The following is an 18,277-nucleotide window of genomic DNA, read 5'->3' on the forward strand; positions in this document are numbered from 1 at the left end:
CCCAGGGAGTGCGACCAGCCGGGGAGCCGGCGCCCCGACGGTATCCGCGGCGGCGGGACGACCGATGCCTCCGCACCGGCGCCCGCCGTGCCACCCGTACGCGAAGAACCCGACGAACCCGAGCCCGGAGAGCCCGCGCCCGACGAACCCGAGCCCGAGCCCGGAGAGCCCGGCGAAGCCGAACCCCCCGCGCCCGTACAAGCCGTCAACACCAGCGCCACGACGGCGCCGGCCACTCCGTAGAGCCTGCGCATCGCACGTCCCCCGTCTCTTCGCCCGGTCCGCGGTGAACCGTCCGCATTGGTTACACCGCTCGACCGCTTCGGGTTCCCACTACACGCTCAGCCGCCTGAACTTCCTCACCGCCAGCGGGAAGAAGACCGCGAGGAGCAGCAGCGGCCACACCACCGCCGCCATCACATGGCCCGGCTCCCCGCCCGGGTTGCCGAAGAGGTCCCGTACCGCCGTCGCGGTCGCCGACATCGGATTCCACTCGACGACCGTGCCCAGCCACCCGGGCATGGACCCCGGCGAGGCGAACGCGTTGGAGAGGAAGCCGATCGGCCAGACCAGGATCTGCACGGCCATCACCAGCTCCGGCCGTCCGGCCACCATCGCCAGGTAGATCCCGATCCACAGCATCGCGAAGCGCAGCAGGAGCAGCAGCCCCATGGACCCGAGGAAGGCGCCGAATCCGCCGTGCGCCCGCCAGCCGATCGCGTACCCGACGCCGACCATCACCACCAGCCCGGTCGCGGACTGCAGCATGTCGGCGACCGAACGCCCCACGAGCACCGCCCCGTCGGCCATCGGCATCGAGCGGAAGCGGTCGATCACTCCCTTGTTCAGGTCCTGGGTGACGGCCGTCATCGTGCCTTCGAGGCCGAAGACCATCGTCAGCGTGAGCATGCCGGGCACGAGGTAGTCGACGTACGTGCCCTCGATCTCCCGGCCGCCGCCGACGAGATAGCCGAACATCAGCAGCATCATGACCGGGAAGGCGAGGCCGACCACCATCACGATCGGCTGCCGCGCCCAGTGGGCCAGTTCCCGTCGGGTCATCGTCCAGCAGTCGCTCATCACATACGCCACGCTCATGCCGCCACCTCCGCTTCCTCGCCGCGCACGCCGTCCGCGCCCCCGTCCTGTGCGTCGCCGGTCAGATGGAGGAAGACCTCGTCGAGGGTCGGCCGCCGCAGGGCGATGTCCGCCGCCTCGATCCCGGCCTCCTCCAGTGCCCTCACGGTCTCGGCCAGCGCCGCCATCCGGTCCGTCACGGGCGCGCTGATCCGGCGCCGGTCGGCGTCCACCGTCACGTCGGATCCCGGCGCGGGCAGCAGCCGCGCCGCCTCGGCGAGCCGCCGGCCGTCCCGCAGGACGACGTCGATGCGGTCGCCGCCGACCTTGGTCTTCAGCTCGTCGGCCGTGCCGTCGGCGACGACCCGGCCGTGGTCGACGACCGAGATCCGGTCGGCGAGCTGGTCGGCCTCCTCCAGGTACTGCGTGGTGAGCAGGACGGTCGTCCCTCCGCCCACCAGGGAGCGCACCGACTCCCACACCTCGCCGCGGCCGCGCGGGTCGAGTCCGGTCGTGGGCTCGTCCAGGAAGAGCACCTCCGGCTCCGTGATCAGCGAGGCCGCGAGGTCCAGGCGGCGGCGCATGCCGCCGCTGAACTGCTTGACGGGCTTGCGTCCGGTGTCCGCGAGCCCGAACCGCTCCAGGAGCTCGTCGGCCCGCGCGCCGGCCCGCCGGGCGCCCAGGTGGTACAGCCGCCCGAACATCTCCAGGTTCTGCCGGCCTCCCAGCTCCTCGTCGACGGCCGCGTGCTGCCCGAGGAGCCCGATCCTGCGCCGCACCTCGGCCGCCCGGGTCCGGACGTCGAAGCCCGCGACCCGCACCAGTCCCTCCTCGTGACGCAGCAGCGTGGCCAGGATCCGTACCGTCGTGGTCTTGCCCGCGCCGTTGGGGCCCAGCAGGCCGTGCACCGTGCCGGCGCCGACGACCAGGTCGAGGCCGTCGAGTGCCGGCTTGTCCCCGTACCGTTTCCGCGCGCCTTCGACGACGATCGCGTCAGTCATCCGTCTCCTCCAGTCGAGCCGATCGGCCCAGTAGTCAAATTTGACCACCGCGAGAAGGTATGCCCGTTCCTTCAGTTAGTCAAACTTGATTAGTCGTGATGGTCGTCCGGGTCGCCCGTCGCGTACGGGTTCTCCTCACCCTCGGCGAGCACCCCCACGAAGGGCTCCCCGCCCTCGCCGGCGAAGGAGTACGCCCCCGCCTCGATCCGCTCGATCAGGCCGAGCGTCCACTCCTTGCCGGCGTCCGCCGAGTGGACCCAGAGGTGCATGATCTCGCCGATGTGCCCGAGCTGCTGCGGGCCGCCTTCCGGCGTGTAGTACTCGGTGACGGCGGCGCGCCACTCGTCGAGCGCGCGCACCCGCGCGCGCAGCAGCTCCACGACCTCCGCCCGCGGGAGGTCGACGATGAACCCGATCCCCGCGGACAGGACGTCCATCTTCTGGTCGTACGTGGTCAGCGCCTCGCGCAGCAGCGCGAAGTACTCCTCCGTACCCTTCTCCGTCACCTCGTACTCGGTCCGCGGCGGGCCGCCCGCCGTGCTCGGCGCGATCTCGTACGCATGCAGCAGACCTTGCTTCGCCATCTGCTTGAGCGCGTGATAGATCGAGCCGGGCTTGGCATTGGACCACTCGTGCGCGCCCCAGAACTCCAGGTCGTTGCGGACCTGATAGCCGTGGGCGCGCCCGTGCTGGCGGACCGCGCCGAGAACAAGCAGCCGGATCGCTGACACCCTCGCACCTCCTAGTCAATTTTGACTAGGGTACGCGTGACCAGCCGGCCGTCGTCGGCGACGCGCGCCATCGGCCCCGCGTCGTCAGCCCGCCGCCGGGACCGCGCCCTGCTCCTCCGCGATCAGGGTGAACGAGTCCTTGCCGTCCAGGGACTCGCGGACGATGTCCGCGTGCCCGGCGTGCCGGCCCATCTCCTGGACCAGGTGGAGCAGCATCCAGCGCATCGAGACCTGCCCGTCCTTCGGGAACCAGGGGGCCGGCGGCAGGGGGAAGGTGTCGTCCAGACTCGGCACGGACCGGACGAACTCCTCGGTCTCCTTCGCCACGCCGGCCCAGAAGTCCAGGATCTCGGGCACGGTCTCGCCGTCGACCAGCCGGAAGCCGTCGCCCCAGGTGTCCTTGGAGCGGTGCCGCTCGTTCGGGCGCTGCTGCGCCAGGCGGAGCCAGGTCAGCTCCACCTCCGCGACGTGCTTGATCAGCCCGGACAGGCTGAGCGCGCTGGCGCTCGGACGGCTCGCCGCCTGCTCCTCGGTGAGACCGAGCACCGCGCGGCGGATCGCCGCCCGCTGGGCCTCGACGAAGTCGAGGAACGCCCCGCGTTCGTCACCCCGGGCCTCCGCGGGAACAAGAGCAACCATGAGATGTCCGCCTTCCTGACACGAAAGAGAAGTGGGCGCCGGGGAGGCTTCCTCTCCCGACACCCACCACGTTACGAACTCTTGAGGACAGCTTCTGTCCTAGAAGGGGAACTGACTCCGGCCGTGCTGGATCGAGATCCACTTCTGGGTCGTGAAGGCGTCGATCATCGCGTCGCCGTTGAGCCGGCCGATGCCCGAGTGCTTCTCGCCGCCGAACGGCACGATCGGCTCGTCGGCCACGGTGCCGTCGTTGATGTGGATCATGCCGGTGTGGATGCGCTGGGCGACTCGTACGCCCCGCTCGATGTCACCCGTGTGGACGGCGCCGCTCAGGCCGTACGGCGTGTCGTTGGCGATCCGGATCGCCTCGTCCTCGCCGTCGAAGGGCAGGATGAGGGCCACCGGGCCGAAGATCTCCTGGCTCAGGACCGGGGCGTCGGCCGGAAGGTCGGTCAGGACCGACGGGGAGACGACGTTGCCCTCCACCGAACCGTGCAGCAGGGCCGTCGCACCGCCCGCCACCGCCTGCTCGACGACGGCCGAAACCGACTCCGCCTGCTGGGAGTTGATGAGGGGCCCGATGTGCGTGGCGGGGTCGGCGGGGTCGCCGACGCGCAGCGTCTTCACCTTGGCGACGAACTTCTCGGTGAACTCCGCCTCCAGCGTGCGGTCCACCAGGATCCGGTTGGCGGCCATGCAGACCTGACCCTGGTGCACGAAGCGGCTGAAGACGGCCGCGTCCACCGCGTAGTCGACGTCGGCGTCCTCGAGGACGATCAGGGCGCTGTTGCCGCCGAGTTCGAGGACGGCATGCTTGAAGTTCTGCGCGCAGACGGTGGCGACGTGGCGGCCGACCTTGTCGGAGCCGGTGAAGGAGATGACCTTCGGGACCGGGTGGGTCAGCAGCGCGTCGCCGATCTCGGCGATGTCGGTGACGACGACGTTCAGCAGTCCGGCCGGCAGACCGGCGTCCTCCAGCACCTTCGCGACCAGCGTGCCGCCGCAGATCGGGGTGTTCTGGTGCGGCTTGAGGACGACCGCGTTGCCGAGGGCGAGCGCCGGGGCGACCGACTTGATCGACAGGAGGAAGGGGAAGTTGAAGGGGGAGATGACGCCGACGACACCGACCGGGAGCCGGTAGACGCGGTTCTCCTTGCCGTCGACCGGGGAGGGCAGGATCCGGCCCTCGGGGCGCAGCGCCAGCTGGATCGCCTCGCGCAGGAACTCCTTGGCGAGGTGCAGCTCGAAGGCCGCCTTCAGGCGCGTGCCGCCGAGCTCGGCCATGATCGTGTCGGCGAGCTCCTGCTCGCGGTCCTCGACGATGCGCAGCGCGCGCTCGAAGACGAGCCGGCGGGTGTACGGGTTGGTCTCGGCCCACTCGCGCTGGGCGCGCTCGGCGGCGCGGTAGGCGCGGTCGACCTCGTCGGCGGTGGCGACGGTGATCGAGGCGAGCTTCTCACCGGTGTACGGGTTGAAGTCGATGATGTCCCACGAGCCGCTGCCGGGCTTCCACTCGCCGTCTATGTACTGGTGGGCCAGGTCGGTGAAGTAGGACATGGATCGAGACCCCTTAACCCGCGGTGGCGGACACTGTGGCAACACTGATGTCACGTCATCGTACTTACGTGCTACGTGAGTTGGAGGAGTCCTCGGAGAAGGTCGCGACTTTCGGCCGGATCGGGACTGTCCCCCCGCAGCCGCTCCATCACGCGTGCGTACTGGGCGACCTCCTCGCGCTTGTCGAGGTAGAGGGCGCTCGTCAGCTGCTCCAGATAGACGACGTCGGAGAGGTCGGACTCCGGGAAACTCAGCATGGTGAACGCGCCGCTCTCGCCGGCGTGGCCGCCGTAGCTGAAGGGCATGACCTGGAGGGTGACGTTGGGATGCTCGGAGATCTCGATGAGATGCCTCAACTGGCCCTGCATCACGGCCCGGTCGCCGTAGGGGCGGCGCAGCGCGGCCTCGTCGAGCACGGCGTGGAACTGCGGGGCGCTCTCGGAGACGAGGACCTTCTGGCGCTCCAGCCGGAGCGCGACGCGGCGCTCGATCTCGGCGCGCGGCGCGTCGGGGATGCCGCGCGTGACGACGGCGTGCGCGTATGCCTCGGTCTGCAACAGGCCGTGCACGAACTGGACTTCGTAGATGCGGATCAGGGAGGCGGCGCCCTCCAGGCCGATGTACGTCTGGAACCAGCCGGGCAGGACGTCGCCGAAGCTGTGCCACCAGCCGGCGACGTTGGCCTCGCGGGCAAGCCCGAGGAGTGAGCCGCGCTCGGACTCGTCGCTGACGCCGTAGAGCGTGAGCAGGTCCTCGACGTCCCTGGCCTTGAAGCTCACCCTGCCCAACTCCATACGGCTGATCTTGGATTCGGACGCGCGGATCGAGTAGCCGGCCGCCTCGCGGGTGATGCCGCGCGACTCGCGCAACCGCCTCAGTTGCGAACCCAGCAGGATGCGCCGCACCACGCTCCCGCTCGCTCCGCTCGATTCGACTGCGGTCACGGCTCCAGCCTCTCCTTCGCGGGTCTCGGGCCCCCGGATTGTGCCACTAAACGCTTCAGCCCGTACACATTCGATTACGGAAAGGCGGCATGTTCAGGGCGACTTACCGATCAGAGGGAAATCGGTCGGCAGAAGATATGCACAGAATCGGCACGGGGGCGGACAGGTCAGGCGCGTGCACGTGCATCTGCCCTTGCATCCCTTGGTCGCATTCGGAACCATGGACCCCGCGCAGCTGCGTACTCGTTCGTGTTGTCGCACCACAGTCGCGATTCCCGGGAGTGCCTCGCATGGGGACGAATGGATCGACCATGCTCGAGCCGTTACGGCAGGGGCTTCCGCCGATCGATCCCGCGGCCGTCTCCACCTCCGCCTCCTGCGCGCTGCCACCCCGCTACGAAGCGGTGCGCGGCGCACGGAAGTTCACACAGGCGACGCTCGCGCAGTGGGAATTGACCGAGCGTTTCGACGACGTCGCGCTGGTCGTCTCCGAACTCGTCACCAACGCCCTGCGGCACGCGTTGCCGTCGGACGCGCCCCAGGACGAGGGCGGCCGGCACGCTCCCCCGGTCCGCCTGCACCTGATGCGCTGGACGAGCCGTCTGGTGTGCGCGGTACGCGATCCGAGCCATCGGAGCCCCGAGACGCGCGAGGGCGACGAGGACTTCGCGGCGGAGTCGGGCCGGGGGCTGTTCCTGGTGGACTCCTTCAGCGACGGCTGGGGATGGCACCCGCTGGCCGGGACGCTCCAGGGCAAGGTGGTATGGGCGCTGTTCCGGCTCGGACCGGAGTGAGTGGCCGCACATGACGCGTACGAGAAGGGCCCCGGCATCAGCCGGGGCCCTTCTCCGTGCGACCGCTCGCCGCGGCCGCTCACACCAGGTGGTCGAACTCCCCGTCCTTGACGCCGAGCAGCAGCGCCTCTATCTCGGCGGGCGTGTAGACGAGAGCGGGCCCGTCGGGGTGGCGCGAGTTGCGAACGGCAACGTTGCCACCGGGCAGCTTGGCGAACTCCACGCAGGACCCCTGGGAGTTGCTGTGCCGACTCTTCTGCCACACGACACCATGAAGCTCCGTGGCCGCCATGCCGTTGTACGCGTGATGCGCATGATGCACTGGTAGCTCCCCGAGATTGCTTGGTGCAGGTGTCAACTTCCTCGGATCATAGCTGTGTTCATATGCCGTTGCATGAGCAGATGCACGTGCACGCGGGGTGGCGTATCGACTACGCGACTCAGCGTGCTACCGACGAGTATGAGTCATGGCCGGTCCCGGCCCTCCTCCGCCAGGGCCTGCGACAACTCGTCCAGGACGTCCAGAAGGAGAACCGCGTCCTTGCGCAGCAGCAGGTACATCCCGAAGGCGCACAGCACCGCGAGCGCGGCGGAGAAGGACATGCCCGGGTCGGCGGCCTGCACGATCCCGGTGGCCGAGGGTGGCGCGGGCGGCCACGAGCGGTTCGAGCCGCTGCCGCTCGACGGTGAGCCCGGAACGGGCGGCCTCCTTACAGGGACCGGAGCCGGCTCATGGCGCCGAGCCTAACGTCACATCAGGGCGAACGGGATATTTCATCCACCGGCCTGTGCCCCCGGGTCGCTTCCGGGGATGTCACGTCCGGGAGCCCATGCTCGTCCCATGAGCATGACTGAATCCAGGAACGTGCTGCTGGCAGGGGCGAGCGGGGTCTTCGGACGCCACGTCGCCGAGGAGCTCACCGCGGCCGGACACACCGTGCTGGGACTGGGGCGCGGGGCGGAGAGCGACGTCGTCGCCGACCTCATGGACCGGGACGGGCTGCTCCGCGCGGTGCAGGGGCTGGAGGTCGACACCGTCGTGCACGCGGCGACCGCCCTGCGCGAGCCTCCGATGCGGCACCGGGACATGGCCGCGACCGACGCGCTGCGGGTCGCGGGGACCGCGCATCTCGTGGAGGCGGCGCGCGCGGTGGGGGCGCGGCGGATGATCGCCGAGTCGATGGTCTTCGGGTACGGGTACCGGGACTTCGGGGACCGGGTGATCACGGAGTCGGACGTCTTCGGGCCGACCGGCCTGGACGCCCCGTCCCAGCGGCATGTGGACGCCATGCGGACCAAGGAGGAGCTGATGCTCGGGACCGAGGGGATCGAGGGCGTCGCGCTGCGGTTCGGCTTGTTCTACGGGCCCGGCGGCACCGAGACCATCGTGGACCTGCTGCGGAAGCGGCGGCTGCCGGCGGTCGCCGACCGGGGCAGGGTGCTGCCGTGGGTCCACCTGCAGGACGCGGCGCGCGCGGTGGCGCTCGCGGTCGAGGGCGGACTGCCGGGAGAGGCATACAACATCGCGGACCACGCCCCGATGGGCTTCGGCGCCCATGTGCGCGCGGTCGCCGAGGTGTTCGGCACCCCGAAGCCGCTGACGGTGCCGGCCTGGCTGACCCGCCCGATGTCGTACGCGCACACGATCTCGACCACGAGCCTGCGGGTCTCCAACGCCAAGGCCGAGTCGGAACTCGGCTGGACTCCGCGCTACCGGGACTGCGCCGCGGGCCTCGCCGCGCTGACGGAGTGGTGACGCGCCCGACCCCGGTCGGGCCGAGGCGGTCCGGCCGAACGGCGCGGTCCGCCCGGCCGGAACCCGTCAGCGCGCGTCCTTGATCTCCTTCTGCCCCCGGCCCAGGCCCGCCGCGTTCGCGGCGCTCGTGCCATGGGTCCAGCCCGCCTCGTCCCACATCGCGCGGACGCGGGTCGTCCGCGTCTCGGGGAACATCTCGTCCGCGCGGGAGGTGACCGCGACCTCACGGGAGGCCAGCGCCGGGAGGAGCGTCGGGGTCTCGGAGGCCACGCGGCGGGACGTGGACGCCAGGCGCGTGCCCAGACGGTTCGCGTACGCGAGCAGGAACGACTGCCGGAACGACTTCGTACGCTTCCGGCCGCCCGCCCGCTGCTCCGCCTCCGCCCGCGTCATCGCGGCCGTGCCCTGCACCAGGAGCGAGGTGTACAGCAGCTCGACCGGGTCCAGGTCCGCCTCGAAGCCGACGACCGTCGAGAAGCCGTACGCCTCGTTCCACACCGCGCGGCAGTGGTTCGCCTCCGCCACCGCGTCCAGCAGGATCGCCTTCGCCTGCTCGTACGGCGGCTCCACACCGATCCGGATCGCCCCCGGCACATCGCCCGAGGGCGCACGGGACTCCAGCGCCGCCTCGTCCAGGCTGTGGCGGGCCATCAGCTCCTGCGCCTTGGCCGTCAGCGCCTCCGCCTCCTCGGGATAGCCCGTCGCCTCCGCCTTCGCGAGCAGGGCCCGGACACGCGTCAGCATCCGCGGCTCCCCCGCCACGGCGGCCGGCAGCGCGTCGCCGGGCACCGGGCCCACCGGCTCCAGGGACGGCAGCCTGACCAGGAGCCGGTACAGCTCCAAGGTCGTCGTCGCCGAGGAGAAGCGGTCCGCACGGACGGGGGTGGTGTCGAGGTCGGCCAGCTGCGCGGCCCAGCGGCGCGGCAGTCGCTCGTACCGCCCGGTCTCCGCGGCGATCACGGCCCCCGCCAGCCGCACGTGCTCCTCCGCGAGGTCCCGCCGCACCAGCCGTACGAGATCCGCCGGCTGCCAGCCCCGCTCCCATGCCCGCCGTACGAACTCCTCGCCGCGGCGCGCCAGTTCCGCGTCGGCCGTCCGGTCGGCCGCGAGCAGGGACGCCGCCGAGTCCAGGGCGGTGTCGTCGTCCGTGTACAGGGCCTCGAAGGCCTGCTCGACCGTGCTCCTCGTCGTGCTCACGACTGCTTCGCGTCCCATTCCTCGCGCGCCCGACCGATCACCGCACGGTGGTCGAGCGACCAGTCGATCAGCTGCTTGATCAGATGCGTCATGCTGTGGCCCGTCTCCGTCAGCGCGTACTCCACCTGCGGCGGCGTCGTCGGGTACACCGTCCGCGTCACCAGCCCGTCCCGCTCCAGGCGGCGCAGCGTCAGGGTGAGCATCCGCTGCGAGATGCCGGTGACCAGCCGCTGCAGCTCCTTGAACCGGCGTGGCCCCGCCGCCAGTTCGACGACGACATGGACGGTCCACTTGTCGCCGAGCCGGTCCTGCACATCCCGTACTCCGCACTCCTCCGCGCAGCTCACGACCGGGTCGGTGGTTACCTCCGTGTGCCCCGCTGACATCAATGTGCCTCCTTACGAGATCCGCGCGCTCGCTCAAGAATGAGTGCCACCGAACGGGATCACGAAATCAGGGGGAATCATGCTGCTCGTCACCGGTGTCTCCGGCGGTCTCGGCTCACTCGTCGCGGAGCGTCTGGCCGGCCGCGACGGCGTCGTCCTCGGCACGCGCGCCGGTCTTCCCGGCACCCGACTCGTCGACTTCGACCGGCCCGGCACGCTGCCGGAAGCCTTCGCCGGGGTCGAGACGCTGCTGCTGATCTCGGCCGGGTACGGCGAGGACGACACGGTCATCGCCCGCCACGAGGCCGCGGTCTCCGCCGCCGAGCGGGCCGGCGTCGGCCACATCGTCTACACCAGCCTCTCCGGCGACGGCGACCACCTCACCTACTCCCTCGCCCACCGCTGGACCGAGCGCCGGCTCCGGCGGTCCGACGTCAACTGGACGGTCCTGCGCAACGGGCTCTACGCCGAGCTCCTCACCTGGATCGCCACCCCGGACGCCGACAACCGCATCACCGGCCCCCTCGGCGAGGGCCGGCTCGCCGCCGTGGCCCGCGAGGACCTCGCCGAGATCGCGGTCGCCGTCGCCACCGCCCCGGCCGCGCACGCCGGCCGCACCTACGAGCTCGTCGGCGAGCGGCCGCTGGGCGGGGCGGACCTGGCGCGGGCGCTGGGCGCCGAGTACGCCCCCGGCACGCTCGCCGAGGCGCGGGCCGCCCTTGCCGCCTCGGGAGCGGAGTCGTTCCAGGTGCCGATGCTGACGGGCACGTACTCGGCCATCGCGCACGGCTTCATGGACGGCACGGGGGTGAAGAGCAGCCTGCGCGAACTGCTGGGGCGCGAGCCGCTGGACGCGCTCGACGTGTTCGTGGCGGCCGTACGCAAGGGGTAGGAGACGGCCGGGGTAGGGCCAGGCCTACCGGGGACGGCGGGGGTACGGCCAGGCCTACCGGGGACGGCGAGGGTAGGGCCAGGCCTACCTCGGAGACGCCCTCCAGCAGTCGTGATCCACGGACGCGGAAACGGTTCGCTGGAGCCATGTCACCAACGACGAACTCCGGCACCGCCGTTCGGCTCACCGCCCTCCACCGCCATCACCGCGACGTCCGCGCCCTGAACGGCGTCGACCTCGACTTCCGCACCGGGACCTTCACCGCCGTCATGGGCCCCTCGGGCTCCGGCAAGTCCACGCTGCTCCAGTGCGCGGCCGGTCTGGACCGGCCCACGAGCGGGAGCGTCGAGGTGGGCGGGGTCGCGCTCGACGGGCTGAGCGAGCGCCGGCTCACGCTGCTGCGGCGGGACCGGATCGGCTTCGTCTTCCAGTCGTTCAACCTGCTGCCCTCGCTCACCGCCGCACAGAACGTGGCGCTGCCGCTGCGCCTCGCGGGGCGCCGGGCGTCGCGGGGCGAGGTGCGCGCGGCGCTGGAGCGGGTCGGACTCGGCGGGCGGGAGTCGCACCGTCCCGGGGAGCTGTCCGGCGGGCAGCAGCAACGGGTCGCGATCGCCCGGGCGTTGATCACCCGGCCGGCGGTGCTGTTCGGGGACGAGCCGACCGGTGCGCTGGACTCCACGACCAGCCGCGAGGTGCTGACGATGCTGCGGGAGCTGGTGGACCGGGACGGTCAGACGATCGTCATGGTGACGCACGACCCGGTGGCGGCGGCGCGGGCGGACCGGGTGGTGTTCCTGGTCGACGGGCGGGTCGAGGGAGAGCTGTACGGGCCCACGGTCGAGCGGGTCGCGGCCCGCATGGCAGGTCTGGAGACCGCTTCCGGGACGGAGGTCGTCCCGTGCTGACCGTCGTCCTCTGCGGGCTTCGCGCCCGCTGGGCCGCCTTCCTCGGCAGCTTCGTCGCCCTCGCCCTCGGTGTCGGGCTCCTCACCACCATGGGCCTCGGCCTCGCCTCGACCTTCGACGCCCCGGAGCGGGAACCACGGAGGTTCGCGTCGGCGCCCGTGGTGGTGAAGGGGAAGGACGTGGTCACCGTCGACGTGCGACGGGGGCCCGAGACGGCCTCCGTCTCGCAGAAGCTCGACCGTCCACAGCCTGTGGACATCGAACTGCTGGGCGAGCTGAAGGCCCGCTGGACCGTCACCACCGCAGGCGGCCCCGACGCCGTCGGCGTCCACGGCCCGGCCGCCGAGGTCCGTACCCTCGTCGGCGACCGGGGCCAGGTCCTCACCGGGAACGAGCGGCGGCTCGCCGACCCGGAACCCGAGCGGGACGCCGAGGCGCTGGTCGCCCTCAACTCCCTCCTCGGCACGGCCGGTGGCGTCACCACCTTCGTCTCCGTCTTCGTCGTCGCCTCCACCTTCGCCTTCGCGGTCGCCCTGCGGCGGCGGGAGTTCGGCCTCCTGCGCACCGCCGGGGCCACGCCCGGCCAGGTCCGGCGGATGCTGCTCGCCGAGGCCGCGGGCGTCGGCGTCGTCGCCTCGGCCGCCGGCTGCGCGCTCGGCGCATGGGGGGCGCCCTGGCTGGCGCGGGTGCTCGTCGACGGGGGGCTCGCCCCCGACTGGTTCGCGATCGGCAGCACGGCCTGGCCGCTGCATGCCGCCTTCTGGACGGGGGTGACCGTCGCCCTCGCCGGGGCCGCCGCCGCCTCCCGCCGGGCCGGGAAGGTCGGCCCGACGGCCGCACTGCGCGAGGCGGACGTCGATACCGACGTGCTGCCGCTCGGCCGGGCGCTGCTCGGCACGGGGCTGCTCCTGACGGGCGCCGGGCTGCTGGTGTGGACCGGGGTCACCGACCCGTCGTCGCTGCTCAAGCGCAAGACGTACACGACCCTGCCGATGCTCCTGATCACGGGCGTCGCCCTGCTCGCCCCGCTGCTGGTCCGTCCGGTGGCGCGCGCCCTGCGGCTGCCGGGGGCGACGGGAATGCTCGTACGGGAGAACAGCGCGGCCGCCGTGCGCCGTACCGCCGCCGTGGCCGCGCCGGTCCTCGTCACGGTGGCGCTGGCGGGCTCGCTCCTGGGCTCGGCGACGACGGTGACGAGCACCAAGGCCGCGGAGGCGCGGGAGCAGACGGCCGCCCGGTACGTGGTCACCGGCGAGGAGCTGCGGACGGTCCCCGGTGCCTCGGCGACCGCGACGACGTCCGTCTTCGTACGGGACGGGGACGCGGCGCTGGTGAAGTACGGGGCGCGGGCGGTCTCGGACCCGGCGGCCTTCGCGGACCTGGCGCGGCTGCCGGTGAAGGCCGGGGACGTGCGGGACCTCGACGACCGGTCGATCGTCGTCAACGAGGAGTGGGAGCGGCGGACGGTCGGCGAGTCCGTCGACGTGTGGCTCGCGGACGGCAGCGGTCCGGTGAGGCTGCGGGTGGTGGCGGTCCTGGCGCTCGGGACGGGCGACAACGGTCCGTACGTGACCCGGGCGAACGCTCCCGGCGCGGCCGTGGACCGGATCGAGGCGTCCGACGTGGGTCCCGAGGCGCTCGCGGCGGCGGGTGGGACGGTGCGGACGGTGGAGGAGTGGGCCGCCGCCACGCACCCCGCGACCAGCCCCCAGACGCGGCTCGGGCTGCTGCTGGTCCTCGGCATCGCGCTCGTCTACACCGTGATCGCCCTCGCCAACACCCTCCTGATGGCGACGTCGGTACGGGGCGCGGAGCTGGCCGCGCTCCGGCTGGCCGGAGCCACACGAGCGCAGGTCATCCGGGTCGTGACCGGCGAGGCGGCCCTGGCGGTGACGATCGGGGCGATCCTCGGCCTGGCGGTGACGGCGTTCAATCTGGGGGCCCTGGGCGCGGGCCTCGCGGCGCTGTCCGCGCCGGTCTCCCCTGCGGTGCCGTGGACGGCGGTCGGCGCGGCGGCGGGGGTGTGCGCGGCGGTCGCCGTGACCGCCTCGGCGCTCCCCGCGTGGCGCGGCACGCGCTGACCGGCGAAGGTGGGTGGACGGGGCGGTGACCGGGGTCGGAGCCGGGTCACCGCCCCGCCCTGTCGCTTTCGATCACCACGAAGGCCCCCTCCGCGCGCTCACCGGGGCAGCAGGATCAACTTGCCGCGCGCGTGGCCCGATTCGCTCAGTTCCTGGGCCCGGGCCGCTTCCTTCAGGGGCAGGGTTTCCGCCACGCGAACCGCCAGGGCTTCCTCGACCGCGAGGCGGGCGTGGGCCGACAGCCAGGTGCGGGCCGTCTCCGGGGCGACCGTGGCACCGCTGAAGACGATGCCGTGCTCCTCCGCGTCCACCGCCGCGATCGTGACGATGCGCTCCTTCACGCCGCCCGTCAGCTCGATGGAGACCGGCAGCGTGTCGTGGCCCGCCGCGTCGAAGACCGCGTCGACGCCCTGGGGCGCGGCCGCACGGACCCGGTCGGCGAGACCGTCGCCGTACGTCACCGGGATCGCGCCCAGCGAGCGCAGGTACGCGTGGTTGGACTCCGAGGCGGTACCGACCACCGTCACACCGGCCGCCACCGCGAGCTGGACGGCCACCGAGCCGACCACGCCCGCCGCGCCGTGCAGGAGCAGGGTCTCGCCCCGCCGCACCCCGAGCAGGTCGAGGACCCGCTGAGCGGTCTCGCCGGCCACCGGGAGGCTCGCGGCCTGCTCCCAGGTCAGGCCGGCCGGCTTGGGGGCGAAGACCTCGGCCAGGGCGTACTCGGCGTAGGCGCCGGTCGTCGTCCAGCCGAACACCTCGTCGCCGACCGCGACATCCGTGACGTCCGGGCCCAGCGCGTCCACCGTTCCGGCGAACTCCAGGCCGGGTACGGCGGGGAACGTCGTCGGGTAGAACGCCTCCACCCAGCCGTAACGCCGCTTGTGGTCCACGGGGTTGACGCCCACCGCGGCCACCTTCACCCGGACCGCGCCACGGCCCGGCTCGGGGACGGCCGCCCCCGTCTCGTGGCGCAGCACCTCAGGACCGCCGAACTCCTCGTACGTGATCGCTTCCATCTCGGCCTCCGTGGACCCTCGTTGAACACTCGCTGCTTCGATGGGACAAGCCTGCGATCACAGCCCCCTCCGCTCCGCCCTCCCAACGGCCAGTCCCGCCTGGCCGAAAGGACAGCCCCCGCGCCCGGCCCCCTGACTACGCTGAGCTTCATGGACGCGACGACGCTGACCACCGCGTACGAGATCATCAGGCAGCCGCTCGGGGAGATCCTGCCCCGCCTCTCGGCTGCCCTCGCGCCCCTGATCCCGCACCGGGGGGCCGCCGAGCTCTCCACGCACTGCGCCCACTCGCCGTTCAAGACCGTCGGCGAGACCGAACTGCTCGTCGCGGCCGAACTCACCCCGATGCTGACCTCCGGCACCCCCGGAAGCCCGTGGCAGGGACGGGCCACGATCGGCGGCATGGAGCGCGAGGTCGTCGCCGTCACCAGCGACGCGACAGCGCGCCGTTCCGTCCTCGTCCTCGTCCGGGAGGACGAATCCGCGCGTGTCGACGAGGACGGGCTCGCCGTGGCGCAAGCGCTCTGGGACCTGGTGACCAGCCACTTCGACCGGTTCGCGGCGGAGGCGACGCCGGGAGCGCTGGCTCGTTCGCGCGCGGCGGCCGACACCCGGGCCCGGGTCATCGCGGAGCTGTCGACGGCCCACGCGGCCGCCGTCTCCGGGGTGCTCGGGGTGCTGCGCAGCCGGGCGCTGGACGACGCGACGGCCCGCGCGACCGCCACCGACCTCGCGGCCTCCGCGCTGATCGAGATGCGGGCAGCGACCAAGCGCGACCGGGCGATCGCCGAGGAACCGGCCTCGGACGCCTTCACGCGGCTCGCCGACGAGCTGCGGCCGATGCTCCGGCACACCCCGGTGGGGCTCGAACTCGGCCCGCCGGACTCCGACCGCTCCCTCGCGGCGGACGTGGCGCACAGCGCGCGGGCCATCGTGCGGGCGCTGCTCCTGGTGGTCCTGGAGCAGGACTCCGTGCGCCGGGTCCACGTCGGCTGGCAGCTCACCGAGCACGAGCTGCGGGCGACCGTGCGGGACGACGGGTCGGGCGCGCTCGAACGCTGCGACCTGGGGGCGGGCAGCGTCACCGACCGGCTGGAGGTGCTGGGCGGCCATCTGGACATGGAGGCGGTCCAGGGCTGGGGCACGACCATGACGGCCGTGATCCCGCTCGCCACCCCGGACGCTCCGCAGGGTGCCGCGAACCCGCTCACCGAGCTCGGCGACCGCGAACTGGAGGTCCTCACCCACCTCGCGCTCGGCCACCGCAACCGGCAGATCGCCCAGGAGCTCCACATCAGCGAGTCGACGGTGAAGTTCCACGTCGCCAAGATCCTCACGAAGCTGGGGGTGGGCTCGCGCGGGGAGGCCGCGGCACTGTTCCACAGGGCCGCGTGAGCCGGGCACGGCGTCCGCGAGGGGCTTCCGGCGTGGTCGGCTGTGGCGTGGGCCGTCCCTGTCAGTGGCGGGTGTCAGACTCGCACCCATGAGCGAGAGGTGGGCGCTGGCCGGTGAGGCGGAGGGGGACGGAGCGCTGCTCGTCCCGCTCGGTCCCGACGGGCTGCCCACCGGGCCCGTCGTCCGCGAGCCGGACCTCGTCGAGGCCGTCCGCTCCCGGCCCGGCGTCGCCCGCTGGGTGTGGCGGTCGACGACCGAGGTCTATCCACGGCTGCTCGCCGCCGGCGTCCGCGTCGAGCGGTGCTACGACATCGAGGTGGCCGAGCAGCTCCTCCTCGGCCACGAGGGACGCCTCGGCGAGCCCAGGTCGGCGGCGGCCGCCCTCGCGCGGCTGCGGAACGCTCCCGTGCCGCCCGATCCGCCGCAGCGGGCCGCGGAGCCCGGCTCGCAGGACTCCCTCTTCGAGGCGAGACCCAGCGCCGCGGCCGTTCCCTTCGAGGACCTCCTCGCCGTCTACGCCGAGCAGCACCGCCGCCACGACCTGACCGAGCACCCGGGGCGGATGCGGCTGCTCACGGCCGCCGAGTCCGCGGGGATGCTCGTCGCCGCGGAGATGCACCGGTCCGGGCTCCCGTGGCGGGCCGACGTGCACCGGGAGCTGCTGCACGAGCTGCTGGGCGAGCGGTACGCGGGAGGCGGCGAGCCGCGCCGGCTCGCCGAGCTCGCCGACGAGGTCTCGGCGGCCTTCGGCCGACGCGTCCGTCCCGACCTGCCCGCCGACGTCGTCAAGGCCTTCGCCCAGGCCGGTATCCGGGTGCGGTCCACGCGGCGCTGGGAGCTGGAGGAGCTCGACCATCCGGCGGTGGCGCCGCTCGTCGCCTACAAGAAGCTGTACCGGATCTGGACGGCCCATGGCTGGTCCTGGCTGCAGGACTGGGTGCGCGACGGCCGCTTCCGCCCCGAGTACCTGCCCGGGGGCACGGTCAGCGGCCGCTGGACCACCAACGGCGGGGGCGCCCTGCAGATCCCCAAGGTCATCCGGCGGGCCGTCTGCGCCGACGAGGGCTGGCGGCTGGTCGTCGCCGACGCCGACCAGATGGAGCCGCGGGTGCTGGCCGCGATCTCCCGCGACCCGGGTCTGATGGAGGTCGCCGGGCACCCGGACGACCTGTACACCCGGCTGTCGGACCGCGCGTTCTCCGGCGACCGCGACCACGCCAAGCTGGCGCTGCTCGGCGCGATCTACGGCCAGACCAGCGGGGACGGCCTGAAGAACCTGGCCGCGTTGCGCCGCCGGTTCCCGAAGGCGGTGGCCTATGTGGACGACGCGGCGAAGGCCGGCGAGGAGGGCCGGCTCGTACGGACCTGGCTCGGCCGGACCAGTCCGCGCGCGGTCGGGGCGGGCGAGGACGAGGAGGCGGGGATCCCCCAGGAGGGTGGGGAGGTCGTCGTGGCGGAGGACGGGTTCACACCCGGGTACGCCTCCAGCAACGCGCGGGCGCGCGGTCGGTTCACCCGTAACTTCGTGGTGCAGGGCAGCGCCGCGGACTGGGCGCTGCTGATGCTGGCCTCGCTGCGGCGCGCCACCGCGGGGATGCGGGCCGAGCTGGTCTTCTTCCAGCACGACGAGGTGATCGTGCACTGTCCGGCGGAGGAGGCCGAGGCGGTCACGGAGGCGATCCGCGCGGCGGGGGACGAGGCCGGGCGGATCGCGTTCGGCCGGACGCCGGTGCGCTTTCCGTTCACGACGGCGACGGTGGAGCGGTACGCGGACGCGAAGTAGCGGCCGGGCCCGTCTCGGACGGGATGCGACGGCGGGACGCGAAGTAGCGGCCGGCCGGAGCCGTCGCGGACGGGACGCGACGGACGGGCCGGCCGGTCGGCCGTTCGACGGTCACGGACG

Annotated in this window: 18 protein-coding genes; 7 read left to right on the top strand and 11 right to left on the bottom strand. The window is 72.6% G+C overall.

The window, feature by feature from the left end; genetic code table 11:
• Window positions 1–333 precede the first annotated feature (333 nt).
• The 6 genes from ACFQ7Q_RS19715 to ACFQ7Q_RS19740 form a co-directional block, all read right to left on the bottom strand.
• Window positions 334–1,098: an ABC transporter permease gene (locus tag ACFQ7Q_RS19715; RefSeq protein WP_383556682.1), complete on the bottom strand. Its 765-nt coding sequence runs from the start codon at window positions 1,096–1,098 to the stop codon at window positions 334–336.
• Window positions 1,095–2,078, bottom strand: a complete 984-nt coding sequence (locus ACFQ7Q_RS19720; protein WP_383556685.1) for an ATP-binding cassette domain-containing protein — start codon at window positions 2,076–2,078, stop codon at window positions 1,095–1,097. The genes ACFQ7Q_RS19715 and ACFQ7Q_RS19720 overlap by 4 nt, the downstream gene beginning before the upstream one ends.
• An 89-nt stretch (window positions 2,079–2,167) precedes the next feature.
• Entirely contained in the window at window positions 2,168–2,809 is a 642-nt protein-coding gene (locus ACFQ7Q_RS19725) for a PadR family transcriptional regulator (protein WP_383556687.1), read from the bottom strand.
• 84 nt (window positions 2,810–2,893) lie between these two features.
• Window positions 2,894–3,448, bottom strand: a complete 555-nt coding sequence (locus ACFQ7Q_RS19730; RefSeq protein ID WP_383556689.1) for a DinB family protein — start codon at window positions 3,446–3,448, stop codon at window positions 2,894–2,896.
• A 99-nt stretch (window positions 3,449–3,547) separates the two neighbouring features.
• Window positions 3,548–5,005 (bottom strand): aldehyde dehydrogenase family protein, encoded by a 1,458-nt coding sequence (locus ACFQ7Q_RS19735; protein ID WP_383556692.1) that lies wholly within the window; start codon window positions 5,003–5,005, stop codon window positions 3,548–3,550.
• A gap of 71 nt (window positions 5,006–5,076) precedes the next feature.
• The gene (locus tag ACFQ7Q_RS19740) at window positions 5,077–5,949 is read right to left on the bottom strand and encodes a helix-turn-helix domain-containing protein (RefSeq protein WP_383556694.1); all 873 of its coding nucleotides are present in this window, start codon (window positions 5,947–5,949) and stop codon (window positions 5,077–5,079) included.
• A 290-nt stretch (window positions 5,950–6,239) separates the two neighbouring features.
• Here ACFQ7Q_RS19740 and ACFQ7Q_RS19745 point away from each other — a divergent pair, with 290 nt between their 5' ends.
• Complete coding sequence (locus tag ACFQ7Q_RS19745; protein WP_383556697.1) at window positions 6,240–6,743, top strand: ATP-binding protein; 504 nt, start codon at window positions 6,240–6,242, stop codon at window positions 6,741–6,743.
• Between the two features lie 79 nt (window positions 6,744–6,822).
• Here ACFQ7Q_RS19745 and ACFQ7Q_RS19750 read toward each other — a convergent pair whose 3' ends face one another.
• Together ACFQ7Q_RS19750 and ACFQ7Q_RS19755 are read right to left on the bottom strand one after the other, a co-directional pair.
• Window positions 6,823–7,035 (bottom strand): DUF397 domain-containing protein, encoded by a 213-nt coding sequence (locus tag ACFQ7Q_RS19750; RefSeq protein ID WP_361856175.1) that lies wholly within the window; start codon window positions 7,033–7,035, stop codon window positions 6,823–6,825.
• Between the two features lie 173 nt (window positions 7,036–7,208).
• A complete protein-coding gene (locus ACFQ7Q_RS19755) occupies window positions 7,209–7,367 on the bottom strand; it encodes a hypothetical protein (RefSeq protein ID WP_383556699.1) in 159 nt (52 codons plus the stop codon).
• A gap of 217 nt (window positions 7,368–7,584) precedes the next feature.
• Between ACFQ7Q_RS19755 and ACFQ7Q_RS19760 the strand changes: the two genes are divergently transcribed.
• Complete coding sequence (locus tag ACFQ7Q_RS19760) at window positions 7,585–8,499, top strand: NAD-dependent epimerase/dehydratase family protein (protein WP_383556702.1); 915 nt, start codon at window positions 7,585–7,587, stop codon at window positions 8,497–8,499.
• 66 nt (window positions 8,500–8,565) lie between these two features.
• On the opposite strand, the gene ACFQ7Q_RS19765 is transcribed toward ACFQ7Q_RS19760, so the two are convergent.
• Both ACFQ7Q_RS19765 and ACFQ7Q_RS19770 read right to left on the bottom strand, forming a co-directional pair.
• Complete coding sequence (locus ACFQ7Q_RS19765) at window positions 8,566–9,714, bottom strand: DUF2786 domain-containing protein (RefSeq protein WP_383556705.1); 1,149 nt, start codon at window positions 9,712–9,714, stop codon at window positions 8,566–8,568.
• Window positions 9,693–10,082 (bottom strand): helix-turn-helix domain-containing protein, encoded by a 390-nt coding sequence (locus ACFQ7Q_RS19770; protein WP_329119079.1) that lies wholly within the window; start codon window positions 10,080–10,082, stop codon window positions 9,693–9,695. Before ACFQ7Q_RS19770 ends, ACFQ7Q_RS19765 begins: the two co-directional genes overlap by 22 nt.
• 79 nt (window positions 10,083–10,161) lie before the next feature.
• Here ACFQ7Q_RS19770 and ACFQ7Q_RS19775 point away from each other — a divergent pair, with 79 nt between their 5' ends.
• The 3 genes from ACFQ7Q_RS19775 to ACFQ7Q_RS19785 all read left to right on the top strand — a co-directional run bounded on the left by ACFQ7Q_RS19775 (window position 10,162) and on the right by ACFQ7Q_RS19785 (window position 13,960).
• Window positions 10,162–10,974 (top strand): NAD(P)H-binding protein, encoded by an 813-nt coding sequence (locus ACFQ7Q_RS19775; protein ID WP_383556708.1) that lies wholly within the window; start codon window positions 10,162–10,164, stop codon window positions 10,972–10,974.
• Between the two features lie 146 nt (window positions 10,975–11,120).
• Window positions 11,121–11,879, top strand: coding sequence for an ABC transporter ATP-binding protein (locus tag ACFQ7Q_RS19780; protein ID WP_383556711.1), 759 nt, complete (start codon window positions 11,121–11,123; stop codon window positions 11,877–11,879).
• Window positions 11,873–13,960, top strand: coding sequence for an FtsX-like permease family protein (locus ACFQ7Q_RS19785; RefSeq protein ID WP_383556713.1), 2,088 nt, complete (start codon window positions 11,873–11,875; stop codon window positions 13,958–13,960). The genes ACFQ7Q_RS19780 and ACFQ7Q_RS19785 overlap by 7 nt, the downstream gene beginning before the upstream one ends.
• Window positions 13,961–14,058: 98 nt before the next feature.
• On the opposite strand, the gene ACFQ7Q_RS19790 is transcribed toward ACFQ7Q_RS19785, so the two are convergent.
• Entirely contained in the window at window positions 14,059–14,979 is a 921-nt protein-coding gene (locus tag ACFQ7Q_RS19790; RefSeq protein WP_383556715.1) for an NADP-dependent oxidoreductase, read from the bottom strand.
• Between the two features lie 150 nt (window positions 14,980–15,129).
• Between ACFQ7Q_RS19790 and ACFQ7Q_RS19795 the strand changes: the two genes are divergently transcribed.
• Window positions 15,130–16,374 (top strand): LuxR C-terminal-related transcriptional regulator, encoded by a 1,245-nt coding sequence (locus ACFQ7Q_RS19795; RefSeq protein ID WP_383556717.1) that lies wholly within the window; start codon window positions 15,130–15,132, stop codon window positions 16,372–16,374.
• 88 nt (window positions 16,375–16,462) lie between these two features.
• Window positions 16,463–18,157, top strand: coding sequence for a bifunctional 3'-5' exonuclease/DNA polymerase (locus tag ACFQ7Q_RS19800; protein WP_383556720.1), 1,695 nt, complete (start codon window positions 16,463–16,465; stop codon window positions 18,155–18,157).
• Window positions 18,158–18,277 lie beyond the last annotated feature (120 nt).

The organism is Streptomyces sp. NPDC056527, from assembly GCF_042794475.1.
Lineage (GTDB): Bacteria > Actinomycetota > Actinomycetes > Streptomycetales > Streptomycetaceae > Streptomyces.